Consider the following 23,597-nt stretch of genomic DNA (forward strand, 5'->3'; position numbering starts at 1 on the left):
TGCCCAGCCAGCCGAAGCATTGAACAAAAAACCTTTGTTGCTGCCGATGTAACAGGCCTAGCGATCTTCAACGGCACGGGTCGCCGGCATCGAGTAGCCAGCCAACCGTCTCCAGGAGTCGCCCATGATGAAAAAGAGCGATGTGGCCTGGACAGCCATCGGCATCACCGCCGTCCTGCTGTCCGGTTATCTGCTCTATCACGAGATTCGCAACCTCTCCCTCGAGGACCTGACCGATAGCCTCGCAGCCATCGGCAGCCGCGACTGGCTATTCGCCGTGCTGGCAACCCTGGGCGCCTATACGGCGCTGGCCTGGTATGACCGTATCGCGATAGCGCATCTGGGCAAGAGCATCTCCTGGTGGTTCATCACACTGTGCTCGTTCACCACCTATGCCTTGGCCCACAACATCGGCGCGTCGGTATTCTCCGGCGCCCTGGTGCGCTACCGGGCCTATCGCAGCAAGGGCCTGACCCCTCAGGAAATCGGCATCCTGATCGTGTTCTGTTCCTTGACCTTCGTGCTGGGTACGCTGCTGGCGGCCGGCATCGTGCTGATACTGCGTCCGGAACTGCTCGAACGGCTGGTGGACGGTGGGCCCGGGCTGGCACGTCTGATCGGAACCGCACTGCTGGTCACCATAGGCCTGTATATCATCGGTGCCTGGCGACAGTTGCGGCCCTGGCAGCTGGGAAAATGGCGAATCGAATATCCACGCCTGCCCATTGTCAGGCGTCAGCTGATAGCCGCCCCGCTGGAGCTGGCATGCGCAGCGGCGATCATCTATTTCGCCCTGCCAGCCGAAGGCAATCCCGGCTATCTGGTGATACTCGGCATTTTCCTCGCGTCCTTTTCCCTGGCGCTGCTGTCCCATGCGCCGGGCGGCCTCGGTGTGCTCGAGCTGACCTTCCTGGCCGCGCTCCCCGAGCTGTCGACGGCCGATGTGCTGGCGGCGCTGATCGTGTTCCGCGGGCTCTATCTGCTGCTGCCCTTCACCCTGGCGATCATCGTGGTGCTGACCTTCGAAGCCGGCCAATGGTCGCGCCGGCATCATCCATCCCGAAACCAGTGATAACCTGCGCCCACCCACAGCTGCACCGCGCTATGGCGAAGCCGACGCGGACAGGCGATGATTGCGTTCTTTTCCAGGCATCCAAGCGAAGACATGACCGATAACCGCTCCAGCGCTCCTCCGCAACACAAGCCCCGCCCGCTGATGGACCTAGCCATCAGCATCCTGATTCCCTCGCTGATTCTCATGAAACTCAGCGGCGAACAACGCCTCGGCCCCGATGGCGCCCTGTTGCTGGCGCTGGCGTTTCCGCTGGGCTGGGGTCTGCTGGAGCTGGTCAAGTACCGTAAGTTCAACTGGATCGCCCTGCTCGGCCTCATCAGCGTGCTGCTGACCGGCGGCATCGGATTGCTGCAGCTGGACTCCGGCTGGCTGGCGATCAAGGAAGCCGCCATCCCGGGCATCATCGGTATCGCGGTGTTGGCCTCGACACGCACGCGCTACCCGCTGATCCGCACCCTGCTCTACAACCCTAAGGTGCTCAACGTCGCCATGATCCAGCAGCAACTGGAACGCAACGGCCAGGTCGCGCACTTCGAAACGCGCCTGCTTCGCGCCACCTACTGGCTCAGCGGCACCTTCTTCTTTTCCTCGTTCATGAACTTCGTGCTGGCCAAATGGCTGGTCAAGAGCCCGGCCGGCAGCGAAGCGTTCAACGCCGAGCTGGGCCGCATGACGCTGATGAGCTACCCGATGATCGCCATTCCCAGCATGCTGATGATGATGGCCATCTTCTATTTCCTCTGGCGCACCATCCACGGCCTGACCGGTCTGCGCCTGGAGGATATCGTCGCTACCTCGACCCAGAGCGAACCGCCGCAGCAATGATGGCGGCGTCGCTCACGCAGCCATCAGCAGCATCCACAGCGGCAAACTGATCGCTGCCAGGACGGTGGACAGGAAAACCGTCGAGCTCACCGCCCGGGTGTCCTCGGGCTGCTTCACGAAAGCCAGCACGTTCACGCCCGTCGGACAGGCCGCCAGCAGCACCAGTACGCTGCGCGCCGCTTGATCGAGCCCCGGTAGCCAGGCACTGAACCACCACACCAGCAGCGGAAAAAGCCCCAGCTTGACCAGGGTCAGCGCCAGCGAGCCGGTGCTCGGCCGCAGCCGATAACGCGACAGACTGATGCCCAGCACGATCAGCGCACAGGGCAACGCCGCCTGGGCCAGCCAGTCCACGATGCGCCATATCGCTCCCGGCAGGCCCAGCCCCGAAACGTTCAGCAAGGCGCCGAGCAACAACCCGATGATCAGCGGGTTGGCCAGATTCTTCAGCAGTGCGACAGGACGCACCCGCTCACCCGAGCCGAAGGCGGTGTAGAAGCTCTGCAGGGAAAACAGGATCAGGCTGTGGAACACCAGGATGGCGAACACGTAGACGAGACTTTCCGTGCCCAGCAGGGTGGTCACCAGCGGAATCCCGACCAGCACGTTGTTCGAATAGGCCGCCGCGAGCCCCAGGGGCGCGGCGCGGCCGAGCCTGTGGTGGGCCAGCAAGCTCACCAAGGCGAAGACGGCCAGCACAGGGCCGAAGTAGGCCAGCAGAAGCATTGGCGACATGCCGACACTCAACTCGGCACGGGCGATCCCCGCGAACAGAATCGCCGGCATGAAGAGCTTGAAGGTAATGCTGGCCAGCCCCGCTGCCGCCTCATCGGCCAGCCAGCGACGCCAACCCAGCAGATAACCGAGCATGATCAGACCGAAGATCGGCACGATCGCCTGAAGCACTACCATGCAGCCGCTCCCCGCAACAGAGGCGGAGGCAGATGCGTCCGCGCAAAGGGGCGCAAGAATACACCGTTATCGCAGAATTCCGCCAAGCCCGGCGGGCCCGTGATACGAATGCCACGCTCGCGAACAATGAACTTCGATCAAGACAGCGAATTCGCGCTGCGCGGGACGGCCAGAGCGGCAAGCACCGAGGCCAGGTCGCGATGCCAATCCGGCGCCGCGAGCCCGAACGTCCCCTCGAAGCGTCGACAATCGAGCACCGACCACGCAGGGCGGCGCGCCGGCGTGGGATATTGAGCGCTGCAGATCGGCGTCACCTGCGGTCGCCGGGACAGCAATCCGCCGGCCTCGGCCTGCCGAAAGATCTCGACCGCGAAGTCGTACCAGGAACAGGCGGGCTGGCCACCGAAGTGATACAGGCCCCAGGCGAGCTCTTCCCGACGGGCATGTCTGGCGGCCAACGCCAGCAGCACCTCGGCGATACTTCCCGCATAAGTCGGGCAACCGACCTGGTCGTTGACCACCGACAAGGCATCGCGCTGGCGCGCCAGGCGAAGCATGGTTTTGACGAAGTTGTGCCCGTGCGCACCGAACACCCAGCTGGTACGCAGAATCAGATGCTGCTCGAGGCGGGATCGAACGGCCTCTTCGCCGGCCTGCTTGCTGGCACCGTAGACACCTGTCGGGGATACGCTGTCGGTTTCCCGGTACGGAGCATTGGCCGCACCGGAAAAAACATAGTCGGTGGAGATGTGCAGCAGCGGAATGCCGGCTTCCCGGGCCGCCTCGGCAAGGTAGCCGACACCATCGCGATTGACCGCATAGGCCTGCTCGGCATGTGTTTCGGCATTGTCGACGTGGGTATAGGCCGCGGCATTGATGATCAAGCCGGGCTGCAACTGCCGAACGGCCCGGGCAACCTCCTCGCCCTGGCTGATGTCCAGCATGGCCCGGTTCATGCCAAGCGCCTCGAGGCCAAAGCCAGCCGCACGTTTCACCACTTCGTGACCGACCTGGCCATTCGCCCCGCAAACAAGAATCCGCATCTACTCTGCCTCGTCGTGCGCTCGCCCCGATGGCGAACAATGCGCGTTTAGCATCCTGGCCCGATATCCCTGCGACGCGCCAAGAATACCGAACTAGCGCGGTTCGTGCCTCGTTCAGGCCGAATAAAAGGCCTTTTGTTCCCGCCATCCGAGGCAGAGAAATAACCGGTTACATGAAGCAAATCGCCACCCTTCGAGGCATTGCCGCCCGGATGAATTTCAACTGCCTGGCACCCTGCAAGCACTCGCTCCCTCGAAGGCCGTGAAACTCACGCGCCTCCTTGCGGCCCAATCTTCTACCAACCCGCTCAGAGGACACCCGAATGCTCAAGCACGCCTTCATCGCCATCGGTCTGGTAACCGCTGTTTCAGGTTGCGCCTCCAACTCCCAGAACCCGCTGGACCGCGTGACCTATCGCGGCGAGCCCCTGGTAAAGGACGTCAAGCACGGCATGTCCCAGGAACGTGTCCTGGCCCTGGGCGGCGAGCCGTCCAGCGTTACGCCTCGCACGGCACGCCCCGGCCTCTGCCAGGAGTACGTGCTCTACCACGACGGACACGAAACGCCGTACTACGTCACCTTCGATTCATCGGGGCATGTCGACGGGAAAGGCTTCCTGACCTGCGCCCAGATGGAAGAGAACCAGCGCTGAACCGCTGAGCGACAACCTCTAATCCGCCATGGGAGCACCGACATGCCACGTGGAGATAAATCCAAGTACACCGCCAAGCAGCAGCGCAAGGCCGAGCACATCGAGGAGAGCTACGAAGAGCGTGGCGTCTCCGAGAAGGAGGCCGAAGCCCGTGCCTGGGCCACGGTCAACAAGCAATCCGGTGGCGGCGAACGCAGTGGTGGTTCCGGCAAGAAGAAGAGCGCCACCGCCAAGCGCGCCGATCGCAAGGATTCGGCCCATCGTGCGGCGCAGTCGCGCAAGGGCGACTCGCCGAACAAGGGCTCGGCCAGTTCCAGCGCGTCGAAATCCGGAAGTACTTCCCTGGCCGACATGACGCGCGACGAGCTGATGCAGAAGGCCCGCGAGCGGGACATCCGCGGACGCTCGAAGATGCGCAAGGACGAACTCCTGCGCGCGCTCAGCTAACTGCGCTGGAGGCTGTCGCAATGCAAGAACCCGACTCGCCGGACGATCGCAGAGCGCCCTTTCCGGGCGGCAATCCGAAGCGCAAGGACCCTGGCGAACCAGTACCCATCGAAGAGCCGGAGCAACCGGCCAACCCTGAAGAAGACGGACGCGCCTGACTGCCCATCACGGCGCGCCAGTAGCGACGAAGAGGAACCCCTGATGAGTTACGTTCAGTTGAGTGACAAACAAACCTTGCGCGAGCGCGCGCGCCAGCACGTCGAGAATGGCGCGGTAACCGAGAGCTATTCGGCCGACCGCGAAACCGTGATTCAGCTGCTCAACGATGCGCTGGCCACGGAGCTGGTGTGCTACCTGCGCTACAAGCGCCACTACTACATGGCTACCGGCCTTAAATCCAGCCTGGCGGCCGATGAGTTCCTCGAACATGCCAATCAGGAGCAGGAACATGCCGATCGGCTGGCCGAACGCATCGTTCAGCTGGGAGGCGAGCCTGATTACAACCCCGACAGCCTGACTGAACGCTCGCATGCCCAGTACGCCGAGGGCAACGGCCTGCGCGACATGGTCTTCGAGAACCTGGTGGCCGAACGCATCGCCATCGACAGTTATCGCGAGATCATCCAGTACCTGGGCGACAAGGACCCCACCACCCGCCGCATCTTCGAAGACATCCTCGCCCAGGAAGAAGAGCATGCCGATGATCTGGCGAGCCTGATGGACGGGATGAACTAGTCGAGCGGGAAGGCAATGAGCCGTTTCGCATGTACTCATTGCCGCAACAGTTTCTGCAGCTGAAAAAAAGGCCACCCGAGGGTGGCCTGAAAACTAGGAAAGAGAGTGTCGCTTAATGTGCGGCAGCGGGCCGCATATAGGAGATCGGAGCCGTCTGCGCGTCGTCGAAAGTGACCATTTCCCACGCATCCTTCTGAGCCATCAGGGCGCGTAGCAGGCGGTTGTTCAACGCATGTCCGGATTTGAAACCGCGGAATTCGCCGATCAGGCTGGTGCCCAGCAGATACAGGTCGCCAATCGCATCGAGGATCTTGTGCTTGACGAACTCGTCTTCATAACGCAAGCCATCTTCGTTGAGCACATGATCTTCGTCGACCACGATCGCGTTCTCCACACTGCCCCCAAGCGCCAGATTGTGCGAGCGGAGAAACTCGATGTCGCGCATGAACCCGAAGGTCCGCGCACGGCTGACTTCCTTGACGAAGGAAGTGCTGGAGAAATCCACGGTGGCAGTCTGAGTGCGTCCGCGGAAGACCGGATGGTCGAAATCGATCTCGAAACTCACCTTGAAGCCGTCGAACGGAAGGAAGGTAGCCCGCTTGTCCCCATCCTCCACCGTGACCTCGCGGATGATGCGGATGAATTTCTTGTGGGCGTCCTGCTCTTCCAGCCCCGCTGACTGAATCAGGAAAACGAAAGGACCCGCGCTGCCATCCATGATCGGCACTTCCGAGGCGGAAAGCTCGACGTAGGCATTGTCGATGCCCAGCCCGGCCATCGCCGACAGCAGATGCTCGACCGTGTCGACCTTGACATCACCGCTGACCAGCGTCGTCGACATGGTGGTTTCGCCGACGTTTTCGGCCCGCGCTGCAATGTACACAGGCGGGTCGAGGTCCTTGCGGCAGAACACGATTCCCGTGTCCACAGGCGCCGGTTTCAGGGTCAGGTAGACCTTTTCCCCCGAGTGCAAACCGACGCCGGTGGCGCGAATGATGTTCTTGAGTGTGCGTTGTCTGATCATGGCCTGATTTCGCTAGTGCGCTGTTGCGAATGGTTTCCAACAAAGGCGGCGATCATAGCAGAAGCCCACTTTGCTGAACACCAATCACACCGATACTCCTGATGCATATCTTCAATCGGCCTGGCGACGCAGGAACGCCGGGATGTCGAGATAGTCCAGATCCTCCTGAGGGTTCATCTTCGCCGCCGTCGCGGCAGCATGGGCCTGGTTGCGCATTACCGTCGGGCGTTCCAGGTCACGGTAGTTCACCGCTGCCTGCTCCTGACGAGGTGCGGCGGGCGCAGCCACGGCTGCGGTCTGGATGGTGTTGTCGACGACCTTGACCGGCTTGTCGTTGCGCGAACCCAGGCCGGTGGCGACCACGGTGACGTGCAATTCGTCGAGCATGTCCGGATCGATCACGGCACCGACCTTGACGGTGGCTTCATCGGAAGCGAAAGCCTCGATGATCTCGCCCACGGCCGCGTACTCGCCGAGAGACAGATCCAGACCAGCGGTAATGTTGACCAAGATGCCACGTGCACCCTGCAGATTGACGTCTTCCAGCAGCGGGTTGCGAATGGCCGCTTCGGTGGCTTCGCGGGCGCGGTTCGGCCCCGTGGAGCAACCGGTGCCCATCATTGCCATACCCATCTCGCCCATGACAGTCTTGACGTCGGCGAAGTCGACGTTCATCAGACCCGGACGCTGCATGATGTCGGAAATCCCGCGCACGGCACCGGTCAGCACGTCATCGGCCTTGGCGAAGGCGGACAGCAGGCTGGCATCCTTGCCCAGGATGGTCAGCAGCTTCTCGTTGGGAATGGTGATCAGCGAGTCGACGCATTCGGACAGCGCACGGATGCCTTCGTCGGCCACCTGCATACGGCGACGGCCTTCGAACGGGAACGGCCGGGTCACCACGGCAACGGTGAGAATGCCCATTTCCTTGGCCACCGACGCGATGATCGGCGCCGCACCGGTACCGGTACCACCGCCCATGCCGGTGGTGATGAACACCATGTCGGCGCCCTGCAGCACTTCGGCGATGCGCTCGCGATCTTCCATGGCCGCCTGACGGCCGATGTCCGGGTTGGTCCCGGCGCCCAGGCCCTTGGTGATGGCCGAGCCGAGTTGCAGCACGGTGCGCGCTTCGATCTTCTTCAGCGCCTGTGCATCGGTGTTGGCACAGATGAATTCCACGCCTTCGACGTTGTTGCGCACCATGTGATTGACCGCGTTGCCGCCGCCACCACCGACGCCGATGACCTTGATGACTGCACTTTGCGGGGTATGATCTACGAGTTCGAACATGTCCCTCTCTCCTTCCAGCTTTCTAGTTGTGGTACCGCACTGCTCAGAAATTGCCCTGGATCCAGCTCTTCAGCCGGTCCAGGACAGACGGTTTGGTTTCATCGGCGAAATGGCCGAGACCGGACATGGAAGTGCCGTCGGCCTGCTTCTGCAGTCCGTACAGCAACAGGCCCACGCCCGTTGAATAGATGGGGTTGCGTACGACGTCGGTCAGTCCCTTGAACCGGTGCGGCACGCCCAGGCGTACCGGCATGTGAAAGATTTCCTCGGCCAGCTCGACGGCTCCTTCCATCTTCGCTGTACCGCCTGTGAGGACGATTCCTGCCGGAACCAGATCCTCGTAGCCACTGCGACGCAGCTCGGCCTGAATCAGGGTGAAAAGCTCGTCATAGCGCGGCTCCACCACTTCGGCCAGTGCCTGACGGGAGAGTTCCCGCGGCGGACGATCTCCGACGCTCGGGACCTTGATAGTCTCGCCCGCGCCCGCCAGCTTGGCCAGCGCGCAAGCATAGCGAATCTTGATCTCCTCGGCATACTGGGTCGGCGTGCGCAGTGCCATGGCGATGTCGTTGGTGACCTGATCGCCGGCGATCGGAATCACTGCGGTGTGGCGAATCGCGCCCTCGGTGAAGATGCAGATATCGGTGGTGCCGCCGCCAATATCCACCAGGCAGACGCCCAGCTCCTTCTCATCCTCGGTAAGCACCGCATGCGCAGAAGCCAGCTGCTCGAGGATGATGTCGTCGACTTCCAGGCCGCAGCGGCGCACGCATTTCTCGATGTTCTGCGCGGCATTCACCGCACAGGTGACCACATGCACCTTGGCCTCCAGGCGCACGCCGGACATGCCCAGGGGTTCACGCACGCCTTCCTGGTTGTCGATCACGTAGTCCTGCGGCAGCGTGTGCAGCACGCGCTGATCCGCCGGAATTGCCACGGCCTGGGCGGCATCCAGCACGCGATCCAGATCGGCGTTGCTCACTTCACGGTCGCGAATGGCGACGATGCCGTGGGAGTTCAGGCTGCGGATGTGGTTGCCGGCCAGGCCGACGAAGGCGGAGTGGATACGGCAGCCCGCCATCAGCTGGGCTTCCTCGACGGCACGCTGGATCGACTGCACGGTGGATTCAATATTGACCACTACGCCTTTCTTCAACCCACGCGACGGATGCGTGCCGATCCCGACGATCTCCAGGTCGCCATCGGGCGTCACTTCGCCCACCAGGGCGACTACCTTGGAGGTGCCGATATCGAGTCCGACGATCATCTTGCCGCTTTGCACGCTTGACATGTTCATCCTTTCCTCAATTCTTCGCGGCGACGGTCATGTCCGTCGCCGCCGGATTCGGTTCGTGCCACGCAACGGCCAGACCGTTGGCGTAGCGCAGATCGATCCGCGCAATGTTCTCGCTCTCCTGCACCAGCGCTTGCTGGTAGATGGCAGTGAAGCGCCGCATTTTTTCGATTACCTGGTCGCGCCCCAGCAGCAGCTCGATACCCTGGCTGGTGGTCAGGAACCAGCTGCCGCGGGCGCGCAATTCCAGTCGCGCGATGGAGAAACCCAAGGGCCGCAACATCTGGCTGAGCAACTGGTATTGCTGCATGACCCGCAACTGGGCCCGCTTCGGACCGTACAACTGCGGCAAGTGTTCATATTCGGCCAGGTCATTCGGCGCAAAGGCCTGGCCGCTGTTGTTCAGCAACGCCTCGTCACCCCAGCGGGCGATGGGCAGCTGTTCGTCTAGACGCACCATGACCTGGTCCGGCCAGATCCGCCGCGCCTCCACATGGGCGATCCACGGCATCTGTTCAAGGTCGTGACGCAGCGCCTCCAGATCAACCTCGAAGAAGCTCGCTTCGACGAACGGCGCCATACGCGCCTGCACGGCCTGCTGGCTCACGTAACTCAACTCGCCCTGCACACTGACTTTGGCGATCGGCCGGTCGGCATAGGGCAGCAGACGCTGCCCCAGCTCATAGAGCCCGACCACCAGCCCCACCAGCAGCAGCGGCCAGAGAAACCGCTTCAAACCGTTCCAGCTGGGACGCGGCAAGCGGGCCCGGAGCGGCTCGCGCTGCACCAGGCGACTCGCACCCCGTGCCCCCGGCTTGCGCGTGGCGCGGCCGGTAGCGGGTTGCGAATGGCGCAGTGTGGCGATCATCGACTAGCTCCTCGCCGCCAGGCTGTCATCGAGAATCGCCAGCACCAGCTGCTGGAAATCCAATCCGGCCGCATTGGCCGCCATCGGCACCAGGCTGTGGTCGGTCATGCCCGGCACCGTGTTGACCTCGAGCAGCCAGAAGGCGCCGTCGGCGTCCTGCATCACGTCGACGCGCGCCCAGCCCTGGATACCCACGGCCTCACAGGCGCGCGCAGAAAGCGTCTTGAGCTCGGCTTCCTTCGCGCCATCCAGCCCACAGGGAATCCGGTACTGGGTATCGTCGGCCAGGTACTTGGCGTCGTAGTCGTAGAAGGTGTGGGGCGTGCCCAGTCCGATCGGCGGCAATACCTGCCCGCGCAAGGTGGCGATAGTGAACTCGGGGCCCTGAATCCATTGCTCCACCAGAACTTGCGCGTCGTAGGCGCTCGCGTCGCGCCAGGCGGCGATCAGCTCGCCCAGCCCGCTCACCTTGGCCATGCCGATGCTGGAGCCTTCATGTGCCGGCTTGACGATAAGCGGGAACCCCAGCGTCTTCGCGGCCGCTTCGCAATCCTCTTCGCTGGCCAATACGGCATGGCGCGGCGTCGGCAGCCCGAGGCTCAGCCAGACCTGCTTGGTGCGCAGCTTGTCCATGGCCAGCGCCGAAGCGAGGATGCCGCTGCCGGTGTAGGGAATGCCGGCGCACTCGAGCAGCCCCTGCATGCTGCCGTCTTCGCCGCCACGACCATGCAGGACGATGAAGGCGCGATCGATGCGCTCCGTGCTCAGGCGCTGCAGGAAATCGTCACCGACGTCGATCCCGAATGCATCGACGCCCGCCGCCTGCAATGCGCCCAGCACCGCTGCGCCGGATTTGAGGGACACCTCCCGTTCGGCGCTCTTGCCACCGAACAGCACCGCCACACGGCCGAAGTCCCGTGGATCACGGGTGGATTGCAGCGCATTCATTGCTTGTTCTCCCCGGCGGTCTCGGCGCCGGCAAAAAGCGGACTCTTGAGCAGTTGCGGCGCCAGGCCGCCGATATCGCCGGCGCCCTGGCAAAGCAGGATGTCGCCGGCGCGCAGCAGCGGCTTGACCAACGGCGCCAGGTCGACGCCGCGCTCGATATAGATCGGATCCAGCTGGCCGCGCTGGCGAATGCTGTGGCACAGCTGACGGCTGTCGGCGCCGGGAATCGGCTCTTCGCCGGCCGGATAGACCTCCATCAACAGCAGCACATTGGCCTCGGCGAGCACCTGCACGAAATCGTCGTAGAGATCGCGGGTACGGCTGAAGCGATGGGGCTGATAGACCATCACCAACCGGCGCTCCGGCCAGCCGTCGCGAACGGCCTGGATCACGGCCGCAACTTCACGTGGGTGATGGCCATAGTCGTCCACCAGCATCACGTTGCCGCCTTCGACCGGCAGCTCGCCATAGACCTGGAAACGTCGCCCCACGCCGCCGAATTCCGACAGGCCGTGAACGATGGCGGCATCGTCGATACCTTCATCGGTGGCAATGGCGATGGTTGCCAGCGCATTGAGCACGTTGTGCTTGCCCGGCATCCTCACCGAAACGTCGAGTGGCTCGAAGCCCGCTCGCAACACGGTGAAGTAGGTGCGCATGCCTTCCTGACGGATGTTGATGGCGCGCACGTCGGCATCGTCGCTGACGCCATAGGTCGTGGTCGGCCGGCCGATCTGCGGAAGGATCTCGCGTACCACCGGGTCGTCGACGCAGAGCACCGCCAGCCCGTAGAACGGCAGGTTGTGCAGGAACTCGACGAAGGTCTTCTTCAGCTTGCCGAAGTCGCCGCCGTAAGTGCTCATATGGTCGGCGTCGATATTGGTCACCACCGCGACCATCGGCTGCAGGTGCAGGAAACTGGCGTCGCTTTCGTCCGCCTCGGCGATTAGATAACGGCTGCTGCCCAGCTGCGCGTTGGTGCCGGCGGCGGTCAGGCGTCCACCGATGACGAATGTGGGGTCCAGGCCACCGGCAGCGAACACCGAAGCCAGCAGGCTGGTGGTGGTGGTCTTGCCGTGGGTGCCGGCCACGGCGATACCGTGGCGGTAACGCATCAGTTCGGCGAGCATCTCGGCACGCGGCACCACCGGAATACGCTGTTCGAGCGCCAGCGCCACTTCCGGATTGGCCGAGTTGATTGCGCTGGACACCACCAGCACATCGGCGCCCGCGACGTTGCCGGCCTGGTGACCGATGAATATCTGCGCACCGAACTTCTGCAGGCGCTCGGTGCTGGCCGATTCCTTGAGATCGGAGCCGGACACCTCGTAACCGAGGTTGAGCAGTACTTCGGCGATGCCGCACATGCCGACGCCGCCGATGCCGACGAAATGGATGCGCCGAATGCGCCGCATGCGGCGCACTTCGGCCTTCACGGCTGCGGGAGACTTAGCCATGCGCCACCTCCAGGCAGATATCGACGACGGTACGGGTGGCATCGGGTCGGGACAGCCGACGCGCAGTCGCCCCCATGGCCTTGAGTTTTTCCGGTTGCATCAGGACCTCGGTCAGCTGCGCGGCCAGCGCGGCAGCATCTGTTGTGGCTTGCGGCAGAAGAAGGGCGGCACCTTCCTTCGCCAGATATTCGGCGTTGTGGGTCTGGTGGTCGTCGATGGCATGGGGCAGCGGCACCAGAAAGGATGGAAGCCCGGCCGCTGCAAGTTCGCAGACGGTCAACGCGCCGGCCCGGCAGATCACCAGGTCGGCCCAGGCGTAGGCACTGGCCATGTCCTTGATGAACAGCGCGACTTGCGCGGCAACGCCTGCAGCCTCGTAGCGCTCGCGGGTGACATCGGCGTGCTGCTTGCCGGCCTGGTGGAACACCTCGGGGCGCAACTCGCTCGTTACCTGCGCGAGTGCATCAGGCAGCAGTTTGTTCAGTGGCTCGGCGCCCAGGCTGCCACCCAGCACCAACAGGCGCGGGCGACGATCGCCCAGGGAGTCGCGCGGGGTCTCCAGGAACAGCTCGGTACGTACCGGATTGCCGGTGGTGCGCCGCTTGTCACTGGCAGCGAAGGTCCCCGGAAACGCCTCGCACACCCGCGCAGCAAATGGAGCCAGACTGCGATTGGCGGTGCCGGCGACGGCGTTCTGCTCATGAATCACCAAAGGCACGCCGGCCAACTTGGCGGCCAGCCCACCCGGACCGGTCACATAGCCGCCCAGGCCCAGCACGCACACCGGCTGCAACTGGCGCATGACACGGCGTGCCTGCCAGAGCGAACGCAGCAACTGCCAGGGCGCCTTCAGCAACGAGGCCACGTTCTTGCCGCGCAGGCCGCTGACATCTATCAGGTGCAACGGCAGACCGGCTGCCGGTACCACTTCGTTCTCGATGCCACGCGGGGTTCCCAGCCAGTGGACCTTGTAGCCACGGCTCTGGAATTCATGGGCGCAGGCCAGGGCCGGGAACACGTGTCCGCCGGTGCCACCAGCCATGATCAGCACGTTAGCGGCCACGGGCGCCCTCCTTGGCCAAGGGTGCCTCGGCAAAATCGTCTTCGTTGAACTCGACATCCTCGCTGCCCAGCACCGTGCGGCTCTCCCACTCGATGCGCAGCAGCAGGGCCATGCTGGCGCACGTGACCACCAGCGAACTGCCGCCATAGCTGAGGAATGGCAGCGTCAGCCCCTTGGTCGGCAGCAGCCCGACGTTCACCCCGACATTGATCAGGAACTGGCCGAGCCAGAGAAACGCGATGCCCCAGGCCACATAGGCCGCGAAGAACTGCCGCGCACGCTCGGCCGCCAGGCCGATATACAGCGCACGAATACCGACGAAAGCGAACAGGGCGATGGTCAGCAGCGCCCCCACCATGCCCAGCTCTTCGGCGAGCACGGAAAACACGAAGTCGGTGTGGGCTTCGGGCAGGTAGAACTGCTTCTGCACGCTGTTGCCCAGTCCCACGCCGAACCACTCGCCACGACCGAAGGCGATCAGCGCCTGGGTCAGCTGGTAGCCGGCACCGTACTGGTCAGCCCAAGGATCGGTGAAGGTGATCAGACGCTGCAGACGGTATTCCTGGGTCTGTACCAGGATCACCACCGCACCGACCGCCGCCACCACCAGCAACGAGAAGCGGATCATGCCCACGCCGCCGAGGAACAGCATCGCCACGGCAGCGCCCATCATCACCACGGTGGCACCGAAGTCCGGCTCCAGCAGCAACAGGAAGGCCATCGGCAGCAGCACCAGGAAAGGCTTGGCAAAGCCCCAGAGGCTTTCACGCACTTCCTCCTGGCGGCGCACCAGATAGCCGGCCAGATAAATCACGACGAACACCTTGGCCAGTTCGGAAGGCTGGATGTTGAAAGCACCGAAGCCGATCCAGCGCATCGAGCCGTTCACTTCGCGACCGACCCCGGGAATCAGCACCAGGATCAGCAGGACGAACGCCGCCAGCAGCGCCATCCAGTCCAGCCGCTGCCAGGTCGACAGCGGGACCAGCAAGACGGCCGCGGCAGCACCTATCCCGAGCAGCAGGTAAACGAGGTGACGAATCATGTGATACATCGCGTTACCGGAGTTCACCGCCGCGACCTCCGAAGAAGCCGAGGTGATCATCACCAGCCCCAGCCCTAGCAACGCCAGGCAACCGGCGAGCATAGGGAAGTCGAGGTCCACGCCCCGGCGGCCGAACAGCGGCGAAGGAGCACTGCGCAGGAAGGCGAGCATCATTTCAGCGCCTCCACCGCGGCGGCGAACAGACGGCCGCGCTCTTCGAAATTCTTGAACATGTCCAGGCTCGCGCAGGCCGGAGACAGCAGCACGGCATCGCCCGGCAACGCGCATTCCGCTGCTCGCTGCACCGCCTCCTCGAGACCTTGCACCTGCTTCAAGGCAACGGCGCCTTGCAGCGTGCAAGCCAGCCGCCCGGCATCGCGGCCGAGCAGGATCACCTCACGGCAGTGGCGCCCGATCGGCTCGCGCAACGCGGAGAAATCTGCGCCCTTGCCATCACCGCCGGCGATCAGCACCAGCTTGCCGTCGATATCCGCACCGAGCCCGCCGATCGCTGCCAGCGCGGCGCCGACATTGGTGGCCTTGGAGTCGTCGTAGTAGCTCACGCCCGCACGCTCACCCACCCACTGGCAGCGATGGGGCAGACCGGCGAAGGTCCGCAGAGTCTGCAACATCGCCGCGAACGGCAGGCCGACGGCATGGCCGAGCGCCAGCGCCGCGAGGGCGTTGGACTGGTTGTGCGCACCGCGCATTTTCAATTCGCGCGCGGGCATCAGGGCCTCGAACTGGAAAGCCAGGTGCTTCTCGCCGTTCTCCTCGATCAGCCCGAAGCCCTTGAAGTCCGGTTTGCCGAGGCCGAACGACCAGACCGGAACCTCTTCGCCCACCAGCGGCCGGCTGAGACGGTCGTCACGGTTGACCACCACCTGGCGCGCGCCACGGAAGATCCGGTGCTTGGCCTGGTGATAGGCCGGCAGGCCGGCGTAGCGATCCATGTGGTCTTCGCTGACGTTCAGGCAGGTCGCGACTTCGGCGTTCAGCTGCTCGGTGGTTTCCAGCTGGAAGCTGGACAGTTCTAGCACATAGAGCTCAACGTCATCGTTCAGCAGATCCAGCGCCGGCGTGCCCAGGTTGCCGCCCACCGCCACCTTGCGACCGGACGCCTGAGCCATTTCGCCGACCAGGGTGGTCACGGTGCTTTTCGCGTTGGAGCCGGTGATGGCGACGATCGGCGCCCGGGCCTCGCGCGCGAACAGTTCGATATCGCCGGACAGCTTGACGCCGCGCGCGACCGCAGCCTGCAATGCCGGTGTGCTCACCGCCAGCCCTGGGCTGACCAGCAACTCGCTGGCCCGGCAGAGGAAGTCGACGTTCAGTTCGCCGCAACGCACCTCGACTTCTGGGTACTGTGCCTGGAGAGTGGCCAGCTCCGGCGGGTTCGCGCGCGTATCGACGACGGCGAACGGCTGCCCACGGCGCGCCAGGTGGCGTACCACGGACATGCCGCTCTTGCCGAGGCCGACAACGATGCGGAACTGGTCGGAAGCGATCAGCACTCTCTATTACCTCAACTTCAACGTGGCAAGGCCGATCAGCACCAGAATCACGGTGATGATCCAGAAACGGACGATAACCCGTGGTTCGGGCCAGCCCTTGAGTTCGAAATGGTGATGAATGGGCGCCATGCGGAACACGCGCTTGCCGGTCAGCTTGAACGAGGCGACCTGGATCATCACCGACAGGGTTTCCATCACGAACACGCCGCCCATGATGAACAGCACCACTTCCTGGCGAACGATCACCGCGATGGTGCCCAGCGCCGCACCCAGCGCCAGCGCACCGACGTCGCCCATGAAGACCTGCGCCGGATAGGTGTTGAACCAGAGAAAGCCCAGGCCGGCACCGATCAGCGCGCCGCAGAACACGATCAGCTCACCTGCGCCCGGCACATAGGGAATCAGCAGGTACTCGGCGAAATTCGTATTGCCCGACAGGTAGCAGAAGATGCCCAGGCCTCCGCCGACCATCACCGTCGGCATGATCGCCAGGCCATCGAGGCCGTCGGTGAGGTTGACCGCATTGCTCGAGCCGACGATGACGAAATAGGTCAGCACCACGAAACCGATGCCCAGCGGAATCTCGATGTTCTTCAGCAACGGCAGGATCAGCGTGGTCTCCACCGGCGTCTGCGCGGTCATATAAAGGAAGAGCGCCGCTCCGAGGCCGAACACCGACTGCCAGAAGTACTTCCAGCGGCTCGGCAGACCACGCGAGTTCTTCTCGATCACCTTGCGGTAGTCGTCGACCCAGCCGATCGCGCCGAACAGCAGCGTGACGGCCAGCACCACCCAGACGTAGCGGTTGGACAGGTCGGCCCAGAGCAGCGTGCTAATGGCGATGGCACTGAGAATCAGCGCGCCGCCCATGGTCGGCGTACCGGACTTGGACAGGTGCGACTGCGGACCATCGGTACGCACCGCCTGGCCGATCTGGCGCAGCTGCAGGGTGCGGATCAGCCACGGCCCCATCCACAGCGACAGGATCAATGCGGTGAGCACGCCGAGAATTCCACGCAGGGTCAGGTACTGGAAGACCGCGAAGCCCTTGTGGAACTGTTGCAAGTACTCGGCGAGTAGCAGCAGCATCAATGTTTCTCCATGCTAGGCGCGGTCAATGCCGCGACGACGTTATCCATTGCCGCGCTGCGCGACCCTTTGATCAGGAGGGTGGTGAGGTTGCCCTGCTCACGCCCCAGTGCCGCGATCAGGCTCTGCTGATCGGCGAAATGCTGGCCGCCGGCGCCAAAGGCATTCACGGCGTGCGCCATCAGCGACCCTACCGCATAAAGCGCATCGACCTTGCCAACCGCGTATTCGCCCACTTCGCGGTGGCCTTGCTCGGCCCACTCGCCCAGCTCCCCCATGTCACCGAGCACCAGCACCGTGCGCCCGGCAAAGCCGGTCAGCACATCCACGGCGGCACACATCGAAGCGGGGTTGGCATTGTAGGTGTCGTCTATCAGGCGCATGCCGTTGGGCAGGATCTGGGCGACACCGCGTCCCTTCACCGGTTGCAGTGCCTGCAGGCCGGCAACGATATGCTCATGGGCGATCCCCAGGGCATGTGCCGCCGCCGCCGCCGCCAGCGCATTGGCTACGCTATGGCGGCCGAGCAGGTTGAGTTGGACTCGCGCGCTTCCCGATGGCCCGGTCAGCACGAAATTCGGGCACCCGCGGGTGTCGTAGGCGATCGATCCTGGAGAGAAGTCAGCCAGAGGGCTGTTCATGGCGAAACTCAGCACACGGCGTCCGACAACGCGCTGCTCCCAGACCGGATAGGCCCTGTCGTCGCGATTGAGCACCGCCACGCCATCGACGGCCAGGCCATCGAGAATCTCACCCTTGGCCTCGACTATCTTCTCCACACCGCCGAACTCGCCGACGTGAGCCGTTCCGGCGTTGGTGATCAGACTGACATGCGGCTGCACCAGGCTTACGGTGTAGGCGATCTCGCCACAACGCGAAGCACCCAGTTCGATCACCGCGCTGCGGTGCTGCGCACCCAGCTCCAGCAAGGTGAGCGGCACGCCCAGTTCGTTGTTCAGATTGCCGCGCGTGGCCAGGACCGCATCGTCGCCATGGGCGGCACGCAGGATGCTGGCCAGCATTTCCTTGACGCTGGTCTTGCCGCTCGAGCCGGTGATGGCGGCGACGGGGCCGGTGAACGCAGCGCGGTTCAAGCCACCCAGCTGGCCCAGCGCCAGACGTGTGTCACGCACCACCAGTTGCGGCAATGCGGCACCTTCGACGTGCCGCTCCACCAGAGCGGCAACCGCGCCCTGGGCAGCGACTTCCTCCAGGTAGGCATGGCCGTCGAAGCGCGGACCGGCCAGCGCCACGAACAATTGCCCCGGCTGGATGGCACGGCTGTCCGTACTCACCGACGTAAAGCTGGCATCGGTACCGATCAGTTGTCCCGACAGGGGAACGCTCAGCTCGCTCAGGCGCATGGCGTCAAGCATCGGTGGCCTCCCAATCGTCCAGCGCGCTGGCGGCTTGATGAAGATCGGAGAAGGGCTGGCGCTCACCCTTGATCTCCTGGTAATCCTCGTGCCCCTTGCCTGCCAGCAGCAGCACGTCATCAAGGCGACTGCCGGCAATGCAGGCGGCGATGGCCTGGCCACGACCGGGGATGAAACGCACCCGCTCCGGTGCAGTGAGGCCGCCCCGAATCTCGTCGCGTATCTGCGAGGGATCCTCGTTGCGCGGATTATCGTCGGTAACCACTACCTCATCGGCCAGTCGCTCAGCCACGGCGGCCATCAACGGCCGCTTGCCGCGGTCCCGGTCGCCACCACAGCCGAACAGGCACAGCAGCTTGCCGCGGGTATGCGGACGCAGGGCTTCGAGGACCTTTTCCAGCGCATCGGGGGTATGCGCGTAGTCGACCACCACCAGCGGCCGCTCCCCACCACCCAGGCGCTGCATGCGGCCGATCGGCCCCTGCAATTCGGGCAGCACCGCCAGGATCTCGTCCAGCGGGTAATTCATGCCCAGCAGCGCGCCGATCGCGGCCAGCACGTTGCTCACGTTGAAACGCCCCAGCAAAGGACTGCGCCATGAGCGCTCGCCCTGGGGCGTGATCAGCCGGGCGCGAATGCCTTCGTCGTCCAGGTGCGCTTCCGGGCAGTACAGATAGGCCGAGGCATCTTCCAGGCTATAGGTGATCAGCCGCGACTCGGCTTCGACCGCCGCCAGAGTACGCCCGAACGCGTCGTCCAGATTGATAACCCGGCAGCTCAGCCCCGGCATGGCGAACAGGCTGGCCTTGACCGCGCCGTAGGCCTCCATGGAGCTGTGATAATCGAGGTGGTCGCGCGACAGGTTGGTGAACACCGCCACATCGAACGCCAACGCTGCGACACGCCCTTGCGCCAAACCGTGGGACGACACTTCCATCGCCACGGCGCGAGCGCCCTCCTTGCGCAGGCTGGCAAGATTGGCTTGCACGCCGATCGCATCGGGTGTGGTGTGGCGACCCAGTACCAACTCGCCATGGAAACCGGTACCCAGCGTGCCGATGATGCCGCAGCGCTCACCGAGCCGATCGAGCGCCTGGGCGATCAGATAGCTGACGCTGGTCTTGCCGTTGGTGCCGGTCACGCCGGCCAGATGCAGGCTGCGGCTCGGCTCGCCGTAGAAGCGCCCGGCGATCGCCGAGAGCTGGCCGGCGAGCTGGCGCACCGGCACCAGCACGGCACTCGCGGCGCTGATGTCGGCAGCTCCTTCAGCCTCGTACGCCACCGCCGCAGCACCACGGGCGATCGCATCGGCGATATGCACGCGGCCATCCTGCTGCAATCCGGGTACTGCCAGGAAAAGATCACCCGGGCGCACCATGCGACTGTCCAGGGTCAGCTCGCGAATCAGCACCGAACTGTCGGCCTGCGGCAACAATTGATTCAACGGCATCGGCATCAGATGCGCCCTCCCTTGCCCGTTGCGGCCTCGGCGGTTTGCAGCGGTGCCGGAGGCGGCAGGTTATCCGGCGCGACGTTCAGCAGGCGTAAAGCGCGAGCCGTGACCTTGCCGAACACGGGCGCCGCGACCAGCCCGCCGTAGTAGCCGCCCTCGCTCGGCTCGTCGACCACTACCACCACCGCGATACGCGGATTGGAAAGCGGCGCGACGCCGGCAAAGAACGAGCGGTAGGCATCCTTGGTGTAGCCGCCGGTACCGGAGACCTTCTTCGCAGTGCCGCTCTTGCCGCCGACGTGATAGCCCGGCACTCGGGCGCGCGAACCGCCGCCGCCGTCTTCCTCGACAACCGCACGCAGCATCTGCAACACGGTGGCGGATATATCCTTGTCGATGATCTGCACGCCCTCGGGGCGCTGATCCAGGCGCAGCAACGAGAGCGGCACGTTGCGGCCTTCGTTGCCCAGTACCGAATAGGCATGCGCCAGTTGCACTGCCGTGACCGACAGGCCGTAGCCATAGGCGAGGGATGCCGTCTCGGCATCCCTCCACTTGCGATGGTTGGGCAGATTGCCCACGCGTTCACCCGGAAAGCCAAGGCCGGTGCTCTGCCCGAAGCCGGCCTGCTGCATCGCCGCGTAAACCGGCTCGGCACCGATATCCAGGGCGATCTTGCTGATCCCAACGTTGCTGGATTTCATCAGGATTTCGGTGAGGTTCAGCTGGCCACCACGCGACACGTCGCGAATGGTGTAGCGGCCGATGCGCATCCAGCCCGGCAGGGTATTGATCACCGACTCGGGATGATATTTGCCTGTGCCCAGGGCGGCGGCGATGCTGAACGGCTTGACCGTCGAACCCGGCTCGAACACGTCGATCAGGGCACGATTGCGCATCGCCGCCGGCTGCAGGTTGCGACGATTGTTGGGGTTGTAGGTCGGCTGGTTGGCCATGGCGAGGACTTCGCCGGTCTCCACATCGACCATCACCAGGCTGGCACTCTTGGCCCCGTATTGCTGGACAACGTCGCGCAGTTCGCTATGGGCCAGGTACTGCAGGCGCAGGTCGATCGAAAGCGCCAACGCCTTGCCGGCCTTGGCGTTCTTGACCACCTGGACATCCTTGATCAGCCGGCCGCGGCGATCCTTGAGCACCTGCCGCTTGCCCGGCACGCCCGCCAACCATTCTTCGTAGGCCAGTTCCATCCCTTCACGGCCACGGTCGTCGATATCGGTAAAGCCGACCACGTGGGCAGCCACTTCGCCAGCCGGATAGAAGCGGCGAAACTCTTCCTGCTCGTAGACACCCGGAATCTTCAGGTCGAGCACCCGTTGCCCCTGTTGCGGCGTCAGGCCCCGTACCAGATAAATGAACTCGCGCTCGGCCTGTTCCTGCAGGCGCTTGGTCAGGGTCGCGCTGTCCTGGCCCAGCGCCTCGGCCAGTTCGGGCCAGCGGGCGCGTGCAGCCTGCAGCTCGCGAGGGTTGCCCCACAGCGTGGTCACCGGCGTGCTCACCGCCAGGGGCTCACCATGTCGATCGGTGATCAGTCCGCGATGCGCCGGAATGGGAATATGCCGCACACTGCGTGCGTCGCCCTGACCTTTGAGGAATTCCTGGTCGAGCACCTGCAGGTCGACAATGCGCCAGGCGATGGCACCCACCATCAGCGCCAGCAGTGCCAGCACGATGCGGAAACGCCACGGATACAGCGCGCCCTGCAGTTTCATGGTGCCACCAGCCTGACGTCCGCTGCTGCCGGGACGTGCATCTTCAATTGCTCGCTGGCCAGCGTTTCGATCCGGCTGTGTGCAGTCCAGGTACTCTGCTCGAGAATCAGGCGCCCCCACTCCGCTTGCGCACGATCCCGCACGCTCAGCTCTGCATACAGCTCGTTGAGCAGCTGACGGTTCCAGTGCGCGCTGTAGGCGACGGCAATCGCCGAAACCAGCACGGCAAGGAACAGCATCAGCATCGTCAGGCTGCCGTTGGGCATGGCGCGGCGCAGCGTGCTCATCGCAGTTTCTCCGCGACACGCATGACCGCGCTGCGCGAACGCGGGTTGGCCTTGAGCTCTTCGGCCGAGGCGTATTGCGGCTTGCCGAGCAGCTTGAGGCGCGGCACAAAAGCCTTGGGGATGATCGGCAGATCGCGCGGCAGGGTATCCGCCTCGCCCTTGGCATGGCGGCGCATGAACTGCTTGACGATGCGGTCTTCCAGCGAATGGAAGCTGATCACCACCAGCCGGCCGCCCACTTCCAGCGCCTCCAGTGCGGCCTCGAGGCCGGTCTCGAGATCGCCAAGCTCGTTGTTGATGAAGATGCGCAGCCCCTGGAAGGCACGAGTCGCCGGGTTCTTGCCCTTCTCCCAGGCGGGATTGGCGGCCGTCAGCACCTGTGCCAGATCGGCAGTGCGTTCGAAAGGCTTGTCGTTGCGTCGCTGCACCACCGCCCGGGCCATGCGCTTGGCGAAACGTTCTTCGCCGTACTCCTTGAATACGCGCGCAATCTCCTCTTCGGCGGCTGTCGCGATCCACTGCGCCGCGCTGATGCCCCGATCAGGATTCATACGCATGTCCAGAGGGCCATCGTTGAGGAAGCTGAAGCCGCGCTCAGGGTCGTCCAGTTGTGGCGATGACACGCCCAGATCCAGCAGGATGCCGCTCAGCGTCCCGCTCCAGCCACGCTGCGCGACCTCCTCGCCAAGCTCGGCGAAGCTTCTCTGTACAACGACAAAGCGGCCATCCTCGGCCGCCAATGCTTGCCCCGTAGCGATTGCCTGCGGGTCCTTGTCGAATCCCAGCAGGCACCCTTCCGGCCCGAGCTGCCGCAACAGCAGACGGCTGTGCCCACCGCGCCCGAAAGTGCCGTCCAGGTAACGACCGTCCGGCCGCACGGCCAGGGCCGCGACGGCTTCGTCGAGCAAGACGGTGATATGGCGCAAGCTGCTGATCGGGTTCAAAGGATTAGGTCACGCAGTTCGTCCGGCAGGCCGCCGGGTTGTTTGATGGCCGCCAGGTCCGCATCGGCTTGTGCGTTCCAGTCGTCCTCGTTCCACAGGATGAATTTGTTCAGTTGCCCCACCAGCATGGCTCGCTTGTCCAGGCCGGCGTATTCACGCAGACGCGGCGGCACCAGCACGCGACCGCTGCCATCCATTTCCAGATCCACGGCGTTACCAATCAGCAAACGCTGCAGACGGCGCGTTTCCTCGCGCAACGACGGCAGCTCGCGCAACTTGGCTTCGATCTGTTCCCACTCGGACAGGGGGTAAATACAGAGGCAGCGGTCGACGGCATCGATGGTGATGATCAATTGCCCATCGCAACGCGAAATCAGCTCGTCACGATACCGGCTGGGCATGGCAAGCCGGCCTTTGGCGTCGAGACTGATGGCGTTTGCTCCGCGAAACACGGTTGCACTTCCTCTGAATTAGCTATCCCAGCCCATTTTTTTCCACTTCCTGCCACTTTTTACCACTTGT

General features: G+C 64.0%; 24 protein-coding genes. 6 read left to right on the plus strand and 18 right to left on the minus strand.

Annotated features, from left to right (window positions below; genetic code table 11):
- Positions 1-124: 124 nt before the first annotated feature.
- Together EA795_RS08965 and EA795_RS08970 are read left to right on the plus strand one after the other, a co-directional pair.
- A complete protein-coding gene (locus EA795_RS08965) occupies positions 125-1,072 on the plus strand; it encodes a lysylphosphatidylglycerol synthase transmembrane domain-containing protein (RefSeq protein ID WP_122076737.1) in 948 nt (315 codons plus the stop codon).
- 93 nt (positions 1,073-1,165) lie between these two features.
- Positions 1,166-1,900: a VC0807 family protein gene (locus EA795_RS08970; protein WP_085988222.1), complete on the plus strand. Its 735-nt coding sequence runs from the start codon at positions 1,166-1,168 to the stop codon at positions 1,898-1,900.
- 12 nt (positions 1,901-1,912) lie between these two features.
- Here the strand turns inward: EA795_RS08970 and EA795_RS08975 are convergent, their stop codons facing one another.
- Together EA795_RS08975 and rfbD are read right to left on the minus strand one after the other, a co-directional pair.
- A complete protein-coding gene (locus EA795_RS08975; protein ID WP_122076739.1) occupies positions 1,913-2,812 on the minus strand; it encodes an AEC family transporter in 900 nt (299 codons plus the stop codon).
- 137 nt (positions 2,813-2,949) lie between these two features.
- Positions 2,950-3,855 carry a dTDP-4-dehydrorhamnose reductase gene (rfbD, locus tag EA795_RS08980; RefSeq protein ID WP_122076742.1) on the minus strand — a complete coding sequence of 302 codons (906 nt, stop codon included), beginning with the start codon at positions 3,853-3,855 and terminating at the stop codon, positions 2,950-2,952.
- A gap of 323 nt (positions 3,856-4,178) precedes the next feature.
- On the opposite strand from rfbD, the gene osmE reads away from it, so the two are divergent.
- From osmE to EA795_RS08995, 4 genes are read left to right on the plus strand one after another with little or no spacing between them, the layout of a single operon-like run.
- Positions 4,179-4,508: an osmotically-inducible lipoprotein OsmE gene (gene osmE, locus EA795_RS08985; RefSeq protein ID WP_014851726.1), complete on the plus strand. Its 330-nt coding sequence runs from the start codon at positions 4,179-4,181 to the stop codon at positions 4,506-4,508.
- A gap of 42 nt (positions 4,509-4,550) precedes the next feature.
- Positions 4,551-4,955, plus strand: a complete 405-nt coding sequence (locus EA795_RS08990) for a Rho termination factor N-terminal domain-containing protein (RefSeq protein WP_058075635.1) — start codon at positions 4,551-4,553, stop codon at positions 4,953-4,955.
- Positions 4,956-4,975: 20 nt separating this feature from the next.
- Positions 4,976-5,113: a hypothetical protein gene (locus tag EA795_RS21015; protein WP_158601298.1), complete on the plus strand. Its 138-nt coding sequence runs from the start codon at positions 4,976-4,978 to the stop codon at positions 5,111-5,113.
- Between the two features lie 43 nt (positions 5,114-5,156).
- Positions 5,157-5,690, plus strand: coding sequence for a ferritin-like domain-containing protein (locus EA795_RS08995; RefSeq protein WP_014851724.1), 534 nt, complete (start codon positions 5,157-5,159; stop codon positions 5,688-5,690).
- A 112-nt stretch (positions 5,691-5,802) separates the two neighbouring features.
- On the opposite strand, the gene lpxC is transcribed toward EA795_RS08995, so the two are convergent.
- From lpxC to mraZ, 16 genes are all read right to left on the minus strand, one after another.
- Positions 5,803-6,714 (minus strand): UDP-3-O-acyl-N-acetylglucosamine deacetylase, encoded by a 912-nt coding sequence (gene lpxC, locus EA795_RS09000; RefSeq protein ID WP_014851723.1) that lies wholly within the window; start codon positions 6,712-6,714, stop codon positions 5,803-5,805.
- 111 nt (positions 6,715-6,825) lie between these two features.
- The gene (ftsZ, locus tag EA795_RS09005) at positions 6,826-8,007 is read right to left on the minus strand and encodes a cell division protein FtsZ (protein ID WP_014851722.1); all 1,182 of its coding nucleotides are present in this window, start codon (positions 8,005-8,007) and stop codon (positions 6,826-6,828) included.
- Between the two features lie 43 nt (positions 8,008-8,050).
- Positions 8,051-9,298 carry a cell division protein FtsA gene (ftsA, locus tag EA795_RS09010; protein WP_014851721.1) on the minus strand — a complete coding sequence of 416 codons (1,248 nt, stop codon included), beginning with the start codon at positions 9,296-9,298 and terminating at the stop codon, positions 8,051-8,053.
- A 13-nt stretch (positions 9,299-9,311) separates the two neighbouring features.
- Positions 9,312-10,169: a cell division protein FtsQ/DivIB gene (locus EA795_RS09015; RefSeq protein WP_058075634.1), complete on the minus strand. Its 858-nt coding sequence runs from the start codon at positions 10,167-10,169 to the stop codon at positions 9,312-9,314.
- Between the two features lie 3 nt (positions 10,170-10,172).
- Positions 10,173-11,117 carry a D-alanine--D-alanine ligase gene (locus EA795_RS09020; RefSeq protein ID WP_122076745.1) on the minus strand — a complete coding sequence of 315 codons (945 nt, stop codon included), beginning with the start codon at positions 11,115-11,117 and terminating at the stop codon, positions 10,173-10,175.
- Positions 11,114-12,574, minus strand: a complete 1,461-nt coding sequence (gene murC / locus EA795_RS09025) for a UDP-N-acetylmuramate--L-alanine ligase (RefSeq protein WP_122076747.1) — start codon at positions 12,572-12,574, stop codon at positions 11,114-11,116. Before murC ends, EA795_RS09020 begins: the two co-directional genes overlap by 4 nt.
- Complete coding sequence (gene murG, locus EA795_RS09030) at positions 12,567-13,637, minus strand: undecaprenyldiphospho-muramoylpentapeptide beta-N-acetylglucosaminyltransferase (RefSeq protein ID WP_122076750.1); 1,071 nt, start codon at positions 13,635-13,637, stop codon at positions 12,567-12,569. Before murG ends, murC begins: the two co-directional genes overlap by 8 nt.
- Positions 13,627-14,853, minus strand: a complete 1,227-nt coding sequence (ftsW, locus tag EA795_RS09035; RefSeq protein ID WP_014851716.1) for a putative lipid II flippase FtsW — start codon at positions 14,851-14,853, stop codon at positions 13,627-13,629. Before ftsW ends, murG begins: the two co-directional genes overlap by 11 nt.
- The gene (gene murD, locus EA795_RS09040; protein ID WP_122076753.1) at positions 14,853-16,196 is read right to left on the minus strand and encodes a UDP-N-acetylmuramoyl-L-alanine--D-glutamate ligase; all 1,344 of its coding nucleotides are present in this window, start codon (positions 16,194-16,196) and stop codon (positions 14,853-14,855) included. Before murD ends, ftsW begins: the two co-directional genes overlap by 1 nt.
- A 6-nt stretch (positions 16,197-16,202) precedes the next feature.
- Positions 16,203-17,285 (minus strand): phospho-N-acetylmuramoyl-pentapeptide-transferase, encoded by a 1,083-nt coding sequence (mraY, locus tag EA795_RS09045; RefSeq protein ID WP_058075629.1) that lies wholly within the window; start codon positions 17,283-17,285, stop codon positions 16,203-16,205.
- Entirely contained in the window at positions 17,285-18,661 is a 1,377-nt protein-coding gene (locus tag EA795_RS09050; protein ID WP_122076756.1) for a UDP-N-acetylmuramoyl-tripeptide--D-alanyl-D-alanine ligase, read from the minus strand. The genes mraY and EA795_RS09050 overlap by 1 nt, the downstream gene beginning before the upstream one ends.
- Positions 18,654-20,117, minus strand: a complete 1,464-nt coding sequence (locus EA795_RS09055; RefSeq protein ID WP_122076759.1) for a UDP-N-acetylmuramoyl-L-alanyl-D-glutamate--2,6-diaminopimelate ligase — start codon at positions 20,115-20,117, stop codon at positions 18,654-18,656. Before EA795_RS09055 ends, EA795_RS09050 begins: the two co-directional genes overlap by 8 nt.
- Positions 20,117-21,844, minus strand: a complete 1,728-nt coding sequence (locus EA795_RS09060; RefSeq protein ID WP_058075626.1) for a peptidoglycan D,D-transpeptidase FtsI family protein — start codon at positions 21,842-21,844, stop codon at positions 20,117-20,119. The genes EA795_RS09055 and EA795_RS09060 overlap by 1 nt, the downstream gene beginning before the upstream one ends.
- Positions 21,841-22,131 (minus strand): cell division protein FtsL, encoded by a 291-nt coding sequence (ftsL, locus tag EA795_RS09065; protein ID WP_058078496.1) that lies wholly within the window; start codon positions 22,129-22,131, stop codon positions 21,841-21,843. Before ftsL ends, EA795_RS09060 begins: the two co-directional genes overlap by 4 nt.
- Positions 22,128-23,075: a 16S rRNA (cytosine(1402)-N(4))-methyltransferase RsmH gene (gene rsmH, locus EA795_RS09070; RefSeq protein ID WP_014851709.1), complete on the minus strand. Its 948-nt coding sequence runs from the start codon at positions 23,073-23,075 to the stop codon at positions 22,128-22,130. Before rsmH ends, ftsL begins: the two co-directional genes overlap by 4 nt.
- Positions 23,072-23,527 (minus strand): division/cell wall cluster transcriptional repressor MraZ, encoded by a 456-nt coding sequence (gene mraZ, locus EA795_RS09075; RefSeq protein WP_014851708.1) that lies wholly within the window; start codon positions 23,525-23,527, stop codon positions 23,072-23,074. Before mraZ ends, rsmH begins: the two co-directional genes overlap by 4 nt.
- Positions 23,528-23,597: the final 70 nt, after the last annotated feature.

The organism is Stutzerimonas nitrititolerans (genome assembly GCF_003696285.1).
Classification (GTDB): Bacteria; Pseudomonadota; Gammaproteobacteria; order Pseudomonadales; family Pseudomonadaceae; genus Stutzerimonas; species Stutzerimonas nitrititolerans.

Bases quoted from the DNA above. Each gene is read 5' to 3' on its own strand.
- EA795_RS09060 (WP_058075626.1), bottom strand. From the start codon at position 21,844: ATGAAACTGCAGGGCGCGCTGTATCCGTGGCGTTTCCGCATCGTGCTG.
- EA795_RS09015 (WP_058075634.1), bottom strand. From the start codon at position 10,169: ATGATCGCCACACTGCGCCATTCGCAACCCGCTACCGGCCGCGCCACG.
- EA795_RS08990 (WP_058075635.1), top strand. From the start codon at position 4,551: ATGCCACGTGGAGATAAATCCAAGTACACCGCCAAGCAGCAGCGCAAG.
- ftsZ (WP_014851722.1), bottom strand. From the start codon at position 8,007: ATGTTCGAACTCGTAGATCATACCCCGCAAAGTGCAGTCATCAAGGTC.
- EA795_RS08970 (WP_085988222.1), top strand. From the start codon at position 1,166: ATGACCGATAACCGCTCCAGCGCTCCTCCGCAACACAAGCCCCGCCCG.
- ftsW (WP_014851716.1), bottom strand. From the start codon at position 14,853: ATGCTCGCCTTCCTGCGCAGTGCTCCTTCGCCGCTGTTCGGCCGCCGG.
- EA795_RS08975 (WP_122076739.1), bottom strand. From the start codon at position 2,812: ATGGTAGTGCTTCAGGCGATCGTGCCGATCTTCGGTCTGATCATGCTC.
- EA795_RS09050 (WP_122076756.1), bottom strand. From the start codon at position 18,661: ATGCTTGACGCCATGCGCCTGAGCGAGCTGAGCGTTCCCCTGTCGGGA.
- mraY (WP_058075629.1), bottom strand. From the start codon at position 17,285: ATGCTGCTGCTACTCGCCGAGTACTTGCAACAGTTCCACAAGGGCTTC.
- EA795_RS08965 (WP_122076737.1), top strand. From the start codon at position 125: ATGATGAAAAAGAGCGATGTGGCCTGGACAGCCATCGGCATCACCGCC.
- EA795_RS08995 (WP_014851724.1), top strand. From the start codon at position 5,157: ATGAGTTACGTTCAGTTGAGTGACAAACAAACCTTGCGCGAGCGCGCG.
- murC (WP_122076747.1), bottom strand. From the start codon at position 12,574: ATGGCTAAGTCTCCCGCAGCCGTGAAGGCCGAAGTGCGCCGCATGCGG.
- EA795_RS09055 (WP_122076759.1), bottom strand. From the start codon at position 20,117: ATGCCGATGCCGTTGAATCAATTGTTGCCGCAGGCCGACAGTTCGGTG.
- lpxC (WP_014851723.1), bottom strand. From the start codon at position 6,714: ATGATCAGACAACGCACACTCAAGAACATCATTCGCGCCACCGGCGTC.
- ftsL (WP_058078496.1), bottom strand. From the start codon at position 22,131: ATGAGCACGCTGCGCCGCGCCATGCCCAACGGCAGCCTGACGATGCTG.
- osmE (WP_014851726.1), top strand. From the start codon at position 4,179: ATGCTCAAGCACGCCTTCATCGCCATCGGTCTGGTAACCGCTGTTTCA.
- rfbD (WP_122076742.1), bottom strand. From the start codon at position 3,855: ATGCGGATTCTTGTTTGCGGGGCGAATGGCCAGGTCGGTCACGAAGTG.
- EA795_RS21015 (WP_158601298.1), top strand. From the start codon at position 4,976: ATGCAAGAACCCGACTCGCCGGACGATCGCAGAGCGCCCTTTCCGGGC.
- EA795_RS09020 (WP_122076745.1), bottom strand. From the start codon at position 11,117: ATGAATGCGCTGCAATCCACCCGTGATCCACGGGACTTCGGCCGTGTG.
- ftsA (WP_014851721.1), bottom strand. From the start codon at position 9,298: ATGTCAAGCGTGCAAAGCGGCAAGATGATCGTCGGACTCGATATCGGC.